The organism is Nocardiopsis deserti, from assembly GCF_008638355.1.
In the GTDB taxonomy this organism is placed as follows: Bacteria; Actinomycetota; Actinomycetes; order Streptosporangiales; family Streptosporangiaceae; genus Nocardiopsis; species Nocardiopsis alborubida.
Map to the genome: position 1 here is coordinate 1 of NZ_VWVS01000040.1, position 11010 is coordinate 11010.

Annotated in this window: 1 protein-coding gene; it reads right to left on the bottom strand. The window is 70.5% G+C overall.

What is annotated here, in order from left to right:
• On the bottom strand, nt 1-10987 hold a 10987-nt coding region (locus FYW99_RS32740), incomplete at its 3' end, for a type I polyketide synthase (RefSeq protein ID WP_223839899.1).
• Nucleotides 10988-11010 lie beyond the last annotated feature (23 nt).

Sequence of the window (11010 nt, forward strand, 5' to 3'; positions counted from 1 at the left end):
CCGGAAACACGAACACCGTCCGACCCGCACCACGGCTCGTGCCCCACACCACCTGAGCAGCGGGCTCACCACGGGTGAGCGCGTCCAGACCATCCACCAACTCGGACAGGTCCTGGCCGATGACCACCGCACGGTGGTCGAACACCGCACGCGTGGACACCAACGCCCGACCCACACCCGCCGGGGAGAACCCCTCGTCCTCTCCGTGCTCACGCACGAAACCCGCCAGACGCGCGGCCTGCCCACGCAACGCCGCCTCACCCCTCGCCGACACCGGCCACGCCACAGCACCGGAGTCAGAGGTGGAGTCCCCGCTCTGCCCGCTGACCTCAACGGGCTCAGGCTCCGGGGCCTGTTCGAGGATCAGGTGCGCGTTCGTGCCGCTGATGCCGAACGACGACACCGCCGCACGACGCGGACGGTCGGCTTCAGGCCACTCGGTGTCCTCGGTCAACAGCTCGACCGCACCCGACTCCCAGTCCACGTGCGGCGAGGGCTCGTCCACGTGGAGCGTCCGCGGCAGGTGGCCGTGCCGCATGGCCATGACCATCTTGATCACACCACCCACACCCGCCGCCGCCTGCGTGTGACCGATGTTCGACTTCAGCGACCCCAACCGCAACGGCCGGTCCTCCACACGACCCTGCCCATAGGTGGCGAGCAACGCCTGCGCCTCGATCGGGTCCCCCAACCGGGTCCCCGTCCCGTGCGCCTCCACCGCGTCCACCTCACCCGGACCCAGCTTCGCGTTCGCCAACGCCTGCCGGATCACCCGCTGCTGCGAGGGACCGTTCGGCGCGGTCAGACCGTTACTCGCACCGTCCTGGTTCACCGCAGAACCACGGATCACACCCAGAATCCGACGCCCATGGCGCTGGGCGTCGGACAACCTCTCCAACAGCACCAGACCGGCACCCTCGGAGAACCCCGTACCGTCAGCGGCCCCGGCGAACGCCTTGCACCGACCGTCGGTGGACAGCCCGCGCTGCCTGCTGAACTCCACGTAGAGGGCGGGGGTCGCCATGACGGTCGCGCCTCCGGCCAGGGCCAGGTCGCACTCGCCCTGGCGCAGCGACTGCGCGGCCAGGTGCATCGCCACCAGCGACGACGAACACGCCGTGTCCACCGTGACCGCCGGACCCTCCAACCCGAACGTGTACGACACCCGACCCGACGCGACACTCGTCGTGGTACCGGTCGACAGGTAGCCCTCGATGCCGTCGGGAACACGGCCTTCCCGGGAGGCGTACTCCTGCGGGATGACGCCCGCGAACACCCCGGTGCTGCTCCCTCTCAGCGAGGTGGGATCGATTCCCGCCCGTTCGAACGCCTCCCACGACGTCTGCAACAACAGCCGCTGCTGCGGGTCCATCGCGACCGCCTCACGCGGGCTGATCCCGAAGAACTCTGTGTCGAACCGGTCCGCGTCGTACAGGAACCCGCCGTGACGCGTGTAGCTCGTGCCGGTGTGCCCGGGGTCCGCGTCGTAGAGCGCGTCGAGGTTCCACCCACGGCTGTCGGGGAACTCCGAGATCGCGTCCGTACCGGTCCTGACCAGCTCCCACAGGTCCTCCGGAGACTCCACCCCGCCCGGGTACCGGCAGCTCATCGCCACGATCGCGATCGGCTCGTCCGCCGGAACGGTCCTGGCAGCCGCGACGCTCGTGGCGGCGACCCGGCTCACGGACCCGACGAGTTCCTCACGCAGATGCCCGGCGAGTGCATCCGGTGTCGGGTAGTCGAACACCAGGGTCGCCGAGACCCGCAGACCGGTCGCCGCGTTGATGCGGTTGCGCAGTTCGACCCCTGTCAGTGAGTCGAATCCAAGGTCGCTGAACGCCTGATCCGTCCGGATGGCCCCAGGATCCGAGTACGCGAGGACGGTGGCGACCTGTGTGCGTACCAGTTCCAGCAACGTGTCGTGCTGGTCCTCCTCGGACTGGGCAGCGAGTGTCTGGACCAGCGACGACGAGGCGACGGCGGCTCCCGAGGCCGAGCGGTAGGAGGAGCCCCGGACCAGGCCGCGCAGCATCGCGGGCAGAACCCCGGCGTTCGCTTGGGCGCGCAAGGCGGCAAGGTCCAGCCGTGCCGGGACGACGGCCCCCTGAGCGGTCGCGAGGGCCGTGTCGAAGGCGGCCAGCCCCTGCTCCGCGGTGAAGGCGGCGAGGCCCCGGCGGCTCAGCGATGCCGGGGCCGCGTCGAACTCGCCGCCCATGCCCCCGACGTTCCCCCACAGTCCCCAGGCCAGCGACGTCGCAGGAAGCCCCTGAGCACGACGGTGCTGCGCCAACCCGTCCAGGAACGTGTTGGCCGCCGCATAGTTGGCCTGACCCGGATTACCCACCACCCCCGCGATCGAGGAGAACAACACGAACGCCGACAGGTCCAGGTCCCGGGTGAGCTCGTGCAGGTTCCACGCCGCGTCCACCTTCGGACGCAACACCGAACCCATCTGCTCAGGGGTCAGCGCGGTGAACGTAGCGTCATCCAACACACCCGCACAGTGCACCACCCCCGTGAGCGGATACTCCTCGGGGACCTCACCCAACAGAGCAGCCAGCGCGTCCCGGTCGGCCGCATCGCACGCGGCGATCCGCACCCGAGCACCCAACCCGGTGAGCTCGGCCTCCAGCTCCGCCGCACCCTCGCTCTCCATCCCGCGACGGCTGGTCAACACCAGGCTGCGCACCCCGTGCCCCACCACCAGATGACGCGCCACCAGAGCACCCAACGCACCCGTACCACCGGTGACCAGCACAGTCCCGTCAGTGTCCAGCGGTGAGGGAACGGTCAGCACCACCTTGCCGACATGCCGCGCCTGGCTGAGGTACCGGAAGGCGTCCGGTGCCTGGCGGACGTCCCACGCAGTGATCGGCAGGGGGTGCAGTACCCCGCGTTCGAACAGCTCCAGCACGTCGGAAAGCATGTGCTGGATACGGTCCGGGCCCGCTTCCATCAGGTCGAACGCCTGGTAGGCGACACCGGTGTGGTCCGCCGCGACCTCGTCGGCGTCGCGGATGTCGGTCTTGCCCATCTCGACGAACCGGCCACCGCGCGGCAGCAGCCGCAGCGACGCGTCCACGAACTCACGGGCCAGAGAGTCCAGGACCACGTCCATGCCGTGCCCGTCGGTGGCGTCCAGGAACTCCCGCTCGAAGTCCAGGGACCGCGACGACGCGATGTGGTCGTCCTCCAACCCCTGGGCACGAAGAGCGGACCACTTGCCCGGGCTCGCGGTACCGAAGACCTCCACACCCCAGTGCCGCGCGAGCTGAACCGCCGCCATGCCCACACCGCCGGCCGCGGAGTGGATGAGCAGCCGTTCGCCCCGCCGAACACCCGCGAGGTCATGTAGTCCGTAGTAGGCGGTGAGGAAGACGATCGGAACGGCGGCCGCCTGCGCGAACGACCAGTCCCGTGGCACGCGGGTCACCAGTCGGCGGTCGGTCACCGCCAGGGGGCCCATCGCCCCCGTGAACAGTCCCATGACCCGGTCTCCCGGAGCCAGGTCGGTCACGTCCGGGGCGACGGACTCCACGACGCCCGATCCCTCGCTGCCGAGCATCGCCTCGTCCGGGTACAGTCCGAGCGCGATCAGGACGTCCCGGAAGTTGAGGCCGCTGGCCCGCATCGACACCCGGATCTGGCCGGGGGCCAGGGGTTCGCGGGCTTCCGCGGAGTCGAGCAGGGCGAGGTTCTCCAGCGTGCCGGTGCTCGTCACGTCCAGTCGCCATGCCCCGTGACCGGCCGGTGGCGTGAGGGTGGTACCGCTCGTCGAGCGGACGAGCCGGGGCACCAGGAGCGCACCACCGCGAACCGCGACCTGCGGTTCCCCGGTGGCGAGGACCGAGGGAAGCGCCGCGGCCGACGACTCCGGGCCGTCCACGTCGACGATGACGATCCGATCGGGGTTCTCGGGCTGGGCGGAGCGGGCGAGTCCCCAACGTGCGGCCGCCGACAGGTCGGCGATGTCCTCTGCCGCATGGGTGCCGACCCCGCCCCGGGTGAGCACGACCAACGAGGTCGAGGCGAACCGTGCGTCACCCAGAAGCTCCTGGAGCGTGTCCAGCGCAGTGTTCAGGGAGTCATGGGTACCGGAGGGCTCCGGCGATCCCTCCTGGGACAGGACCAGGACGGAAGGTACCGGAACACCGTCCGTGAGGGTGTCCCGCAGCGAACCGGCGTCCGCGTGGATCGGGACGTCCAGCCCTGGAACCGGTGCGCCGACGACCGCCCATGCCGTGTCGGGGACCGGCACGTCCGTGGGCGCCGACTGGGCGACCCAGTCCAGACGGAACAGGTGGCTCTGGGAGTCCCGACCAGCGGCCCTGATCTGCTCGGAGGTCACCGGACGCAGGGTCAGTCCCTCGACGCTGGCCACGGGGGAGCCGGTGGTGTCGAACAGGCTGAGGCGGACACCGTCCTCTCCGGTGACGGTGAGCCGTACCCGCAGACGGGTCGCGTCGGTGGCGAAGAGCCGCACCCCGTTCCAGAGGAAAGGCAGCCGGGCTCCGGCTTCGTCCGTGGCCGCACCGGTGCCGAGAGCGGAAACGTGTAGCGCGGCGTCGAGGAGCGCGGGATGGATCCCGAACCCGCTGGCGTCGGCGCCCTCGGGCAGGACCACCTCGGCGACGAGGTCGTCGCCGTCCCGCCACGCGGCGCGGAGGCCCTGGAACAGCGGGCCGTAGCCATAGCCGCGTTCGGCCAGCTCGGAGTAGAGGTCCTCCGCGGGCAGCGGTGTGGCACCCGCCGGGGGCCAGGCAGGCGGGGCCGCGTCCGGTTCTCCGGCTGCCGGAACACTCAACAGCCCTTCGGCGTGCAGGGTCCAGGTGTCGTCGGCGTCCTCCGGTCGTGAGTGCACCGTCACCGTACGACGACCCGCCTCGTCGGCTGCGCCCACGGCTACCTGGAGATGGACACCACCGGACTCGGGCAGTATGAGGGGAGCTTGGAGCATCAGCTCGTCAAGTCCGCCCGCCCCGGCGTGGTCTCCCGCGTGGAGGGCGAGTTCGACGAACGCGGTGCCGGGCAGCAGGACCGTGCCCGCCACCGCGTGGTCGGCCAGCCACGGGTGGGTCGACAGGGAGAGACGGCCGGTGAACAGGTGTCCGTCACCGTCGGCCAGGGTGAGCGCAGCGCCGAGCAGAGGATGGTCGGGTGTTCCCAATCCGGCCGCTCGTACGTCCGTGTCGTGGGCGGAGTGCAACCAGTAGGACTCCCGCTGGAAGGCGTAGGTGGGCAGGTCCACCCGGACCCCCGACGCAGGAGCCAGATCAACCTGAACACCGGACGTGTACAGATGCGCCAAGGCGTTGACGAACGCCTCGACTTCCGGGCCCTCACGACGCAACCCCGCCACCGACACCGCCGACTCCGGCACACTCTCCCGCGCCATCGCCGTCAACGTCCCGTCCGGACCCAACTCCAGGAACGAGCCAGCACCCGCCCCCACCAGGGCCGACACCCCGTCATGGAACAACACCGGACTACGCACGTGCTCCACCCAGTACTCCGGCGAAGTGATGCGCGCAGCCTCAGCCAAACCACCCGTCACATTCGACACCACCGGAATGGACGGCTCACGGAAGGTCAACCCCTCAACGACCTCCCGGAACTCCGCCAACATCCCGTCCATATGCGCCGAATGGAACGCATGACTCACCGTCAGAGCACGCGTACGCGCACCCGCCTGACGGGCCAACTCCCCCACCTCAGCCACCGCGTCCGCGTCACCGGAGACCACCACCGACGCCGGACCGTTCACCGCCGCCACATCCACACCCGCCCGGTCACCGACCAGAGCGGAGACATCTCCCAACGGCAACCCGATCGCGAGCATCGCCCCACCTCCCGGCTGGGCCTGCATCAACCGCGCCCGAGAGGCCACCAACACCGCAGCGTCCTCCAACGACAACACCCCAGCCAGATGCGCCGCCGACACCTCACCCAGCGAATGCCCGATCAGGAAGTCCGGCCGAACCCCGAAACTCTCCGCCAGCCGAAACAACGCCACATGCAACGCGAACAACGCCGGCTGGGTGAACTCCGTCCGGTCCAGCAACCCCGCCTCGACCGAACCGGCCTCAGCGAACATCACCTCACGCAACGGCCGCGACAAAAGCGGGTCCACACACCCCCACACCCGCTCCAGAGCCTGGGCGAACACCGGAAACGCCTCGAACAAAGCCCGACCCATACCCGGACGCTGACTGCCCTGACCCGTGAACAACAACGCGGTCCGGCCCACCGGACCAGCCACACCCGTCACCACATTGCGAGCGGGCTCTCCCCCGGCCAGAGCCGTCAACCCACGCAGCAACTCGTCACGGTCACGTCCCCACGTCACCGCACGGTGATCGAACAACGCACGCGAGGACCCCAACGAAAACGCCACATCTGCCATCGACAGCCCCGGATCGGACTCCAGCCGGGCCCGCAGCCGCTCGGCCTGGGCCCGCAGCGCCTCCGCGCTCCGACCCGAGACGACCAGCGGAGCGACCGACCCGCCGACTTCCGCCTCCGGCTCCGTTTCCGGTGAGGGAGTGTGCTCCAGGATCACGTGCGAGTTCGTACCGCTGATGCCGAACGACGACACCGCCGCACGACGCGGACGCTCCGCGTCCGGCCACTCGGTGTTCTCGGTCAGCAGCTCGACCGCACCCGACTCCCAGTCGACCTCGGAGGTGGGTTCTTCCACGTGCAGGGTCCGGGGCAGGCTCCCGTTCCGCATGGCCATGACCATCTTGATCACACCCGCCACGCCCGCCGCCGCCTGCGTGTGACCGATGTTCGACTTCACGGAGCCCAACCACAACGGGTGGTCCTCCGGCCGGTCCTGGCCGTAGGTGGCGAGCAACGCCTGCGCCTCGATCGGGTCCCCCAACCGGGTCCCCGTCCCGTGCGCCTCCACCGCGTCCACCTCACCCGGACCCAGCTTCGCGTTCGCCAACGCCTGCCGGATCACGCGTTCCTGCGAGGGACCGTTCGGCGCGGTCAGACCGTTGCTCGCACCGTCCTGGTTCACCGCAGAACCACGCATCACCGCCAGCACCGGATGCCCGTTGCGCTGGGCGTCGGAGAGGCGTTCGAGCAGGATCATCCCCGCCCCCTCGCCCCAGCCGGTGCCGTCCGTGCCTTCGGCGAAGGACTTGCACCGGCCGTCCGGGGACAGCCCGCGCTGCCGACTGAACTCCACGAAGGTGCCCGGCGACGCCATGACGGTGACACCGCCCGCGAGGGCCAGGTCGCATTCACCCTGGCGCAGCGACTGCGCGGCCAGGTGCATCGCCACCAGCGACGACGAACACGCCGTGTCCACCGTGACCGCCGGGCCCTCCAACCCGAACGTGTACGACACCCGACCGGAGGCCACACTGCCCGCGCTGCCACTGCCGACGTACCCCTCCAGTTCCTCCGGCAGCCGGGAGAGCCGGGAGGCGTAGTCGTCGTACATCAGGCCCGCGAACACGCCCGTGCGGCTCCCCTTGAGCGAAGGCGGAGCGATCCCAGCCCGTTCGAACGCCTCCCACGTGGTCTCCAGCAGCAGCCGCTGCTGCGGATCGATCGCGACGGCCTCGCGCGGGCTGATCCCGAAGAAGGCGGGGTCGAACTCATCAGCGTCGTGCAGGAACCCGCCGTGGCGCGTGTAGGTGGTACCGGAGTGCTCCGGATCCGGGTCGTACAGCGCTTCCACGTCCCAGCCCCGGTTACCGGGGAACTCCGAGATCGCGTCGCCACCGGTCCTGACCAGCTCCCACAGGTCCTCGGGAGACTCCACCCCGCCCGGGTACCGGCAGCTCATCGCCACGATCGCGATCGGCTCGTCCGCAGAGCCCGATACGGACACGACAGCGGACCGGGATGCCGTGACCCCGGCGAGCTCGGTGTACAGGAAGTCGGCGAGTGCTGTGGGGGTCGGGTGGTCGAACACCAGGGTCGCGGGCAGCCGCTGACCGGTCACCGTGGAGAGCCGGTTGCGGAACTCGACCGCCGTCAGCGAGTCGAAGCCGAGGTCCCGGAACGCGAGGTCCGTCCGCACGTCCTCCGCGTCGGCGTACCCGAGGACGACGCGGACCTGGGCGCGGACCAGGTCCACCAGGGTCCGCCGACCCTCGTCCTCGCCGAGCGCGGCCAACCGGCCGACGAGTGTGTCGTCGCCCACCGCGTTCGCGGCGACGCGCTGTCCCGCGCGCACGATCCCCCGCAGCAGCGGGGGCAAGGAGTCCGACGAGGCCAGGGAGCGCAGGACCGACCGGTCCAGACGGACCGGGAGGAGGACGGCGTCCGTGCTGTGGGGAGCGGATCCCACATGGGTGAGTGCCTCCGAGCCGTCCATCGGTGAGATACCGGTGCGGCGCATCCGGGCGAGGCCGGTCTCGTCCAGCTCGTCTCCCATCCCGCCGGATCCCGCCCACAGGCCCCAGGCCAGGGAGGTCGCCGGAAGGCCGTGGGCACGGCGGTGCTGGGCGAGCCCGTCCAGGAAGGTGTTGGCCGCGGCGTAGTTCGCCTGCCCGGGGCCGCCCAGGGTTCCGGCGACGGAGGAGAAGAGCACGAAGGCCGACAGGTCCATGTCCCGGGTGAGCTCGTGCAGGTTCCAGGCCGCGTCCACCTTCGGACGCAGGACGGCGTGCAGCCGTTCCGGGGTGAGCGAGGTGATCAGCCCGTCGTCCAGGACCCCGGCGCAGTGCACCACCGCGGTCAGCGGACGCTCGGGGGGCACCCCGTCCAGGAGTGCCTTGAGGGAGTCCTGATCGGCCGTGTCGCAGGCCGCGATCCGCACCTGGGCGCCCAGGTCCGTCAACTCGTCCGCCAGTTCGCCCGCGCTGTCGGATGCTTCGCCCCGGCGGCTGGCCAGCAGCAGGTCGCGGACGCCGTGCTCGGCCACCAGGTATCTGGCCACCATGCCGCCCAGCGCTCCGGTGCCACCGGTCACCAGCACAGTTCCGTCGCCGAAGCCTCCTTGTTCACCGGTCGTGTCGGCCGCACGGGTCAGGCGCGGCACCCGTGCCGTGCCCTCCCGTAGGGCGATCTGGGGTTCCTCCGTGGCCAGGACCTCGGGCAGCGCGTCGAGCGTGCCGTCGGCGGCGTCGACGAGGACGAACCGGCCGGGGTTCTCCGACTGCGCCGCACGCACCAGCCCCCACACCGCGGCGTGCGCCAGGTCGCCGACGTCCTCCCCGGTCTCGGCCGCGACCCCGCCCCGGGTCACGACCGCCAACCGGGAGTCGGCGAACCGTTCGTCGTCCAGGACACCGCGCACCGAGCTCAGGACGTCGGCCAGCACGCCGTGTACCCGTTCCGGCGCGTTCCCAGTAGAGGTTGGGCAGGTCAGCACCACCGTGTCGGGAGCCGGTGACTCCGGGCCGAGCGATCCCAGCTCCGGAAGATCCCGTGGCGCCTCCTTTCCTGGTACGAGCGGAAGAGGCCGCCACTCCACGGTGTAGGCGGAGTTCGCCGTACCCGAGGCCGCATTGCGCAGGAGGTTGGTGTCCATCGGCCGGAGCACGAGGGAGCGCACCGATGCGACGGGCCGACCCGTGGGGTCGTACGCGGTCAGGGAGAAGGTGTCCTCGGCGGTCGGGGTCAACCGCACGCGCAGCCTGGTGGCCCGGGTCGCCGCCAGCGCGACACCGCTCCAGGCGAAGGGAACGAGACCGGAGTCCTGTTCTCGCATCGCCCCGAGTGAGATGGGGTGCAGCGCCGCGTCGAGCAGGGCCGGGTGCAGGCCGAAGCCCGTGGCGTCCGTGTCCTCGGAGAGGGCCACATCGGCGTAGAGCTCCGCGCCGTCACGCCAGACGGAGCGCACCCCCTGGAAGGTGGCGCCGTAGTCGTACCCGCCGTCGGCCAGGTGCTCATAGAGATCGGTGGTCGGCACCGCCTCGGCGCCGACGGGCGGCCATGAGGCCGGGGCCTCGGGGAACACTGCCTGTGTGTTCGCGGACAGGGCTCCGGTGGCGTGCAGCGTCCACGGGACGTCCTCGTCCTGGCTGTCCGGACGCGAGTGGACGGCGATCGCACAGGTACCGTCAGGCCCTGCCGCGCCCACCGCCACCTGCACCTGGATCCCGCCCTTGGCCGGTAGGGCCAGCGGTGCCTCGATCGTGAGGTCCTCGACCGTGCCGCAACCGACCCGCTCACCGGTGTGGAGGGCGAGTTCGACGAACGCGGTGCCGGGCAGCAGGACCGTGCCCGCCACCGCGTGGTCGGCCAGCCACGGGTGGGTCGACAGGGAGATCCGACCGGTGAACAGGTGTCCGTCAGCGTCCGCCAGCGACACCCCGGCCCCCAACAGCGGATGCTCGGCCGAGAGGAGCCCCAGGCTCGCCGCGTCACCGGAACCAGCGGGCGCGTCCAACCAGTAACGGCTTCGCTGGAACGCGTACGTGGGCAGGTCCACCCGACGTCCGGAAGCAGGAGCCAGATCAACCTGAACACCGGACGTGTACAAACGAGCCAGAGCGCCGACGAACGCCTCGACTTCCGGCCCCTCACGACGCAACCCCGCCACCGACACCGCCGACTCCGGCACACTCTCCCGCGCCATCGCCGTCAACGTCCCATCCGGCCCCAACTCCAGGAACGCCCCAGCACCCGCCCCCACCAGAGCCGACACACCATCATGGAACAACACCGGACTACGCACATGCTCCACCCAGTACTCCGGCGAAGTAATGCGCGCAGCCTCAGCCAAACCACCCGTCACATTCGACACCACCGGAATGGACGGCTCACGGAAGGTCAACCCCTCAACGACCTCCCGAAACTCCGCCAACATCCCGTCCATATGCGCCGAATGGAAAGCATGACTCACCGTCAGAGCACGCGTACGCGCACCCGCCTGACGGGCCAACTCCCCCACCTCAGCCACCGCGTCCGCGTCACCCGAGACCACCACCGACGCCGGACCGTTCACCGCCGCCACATCCACACCCGCCCGGTCACCGACCAGAGCGGAGACATCTCCCAACGGCAACCCGATCGCGAGCATCGCCCCGCCCCCCGGCTGGGCCT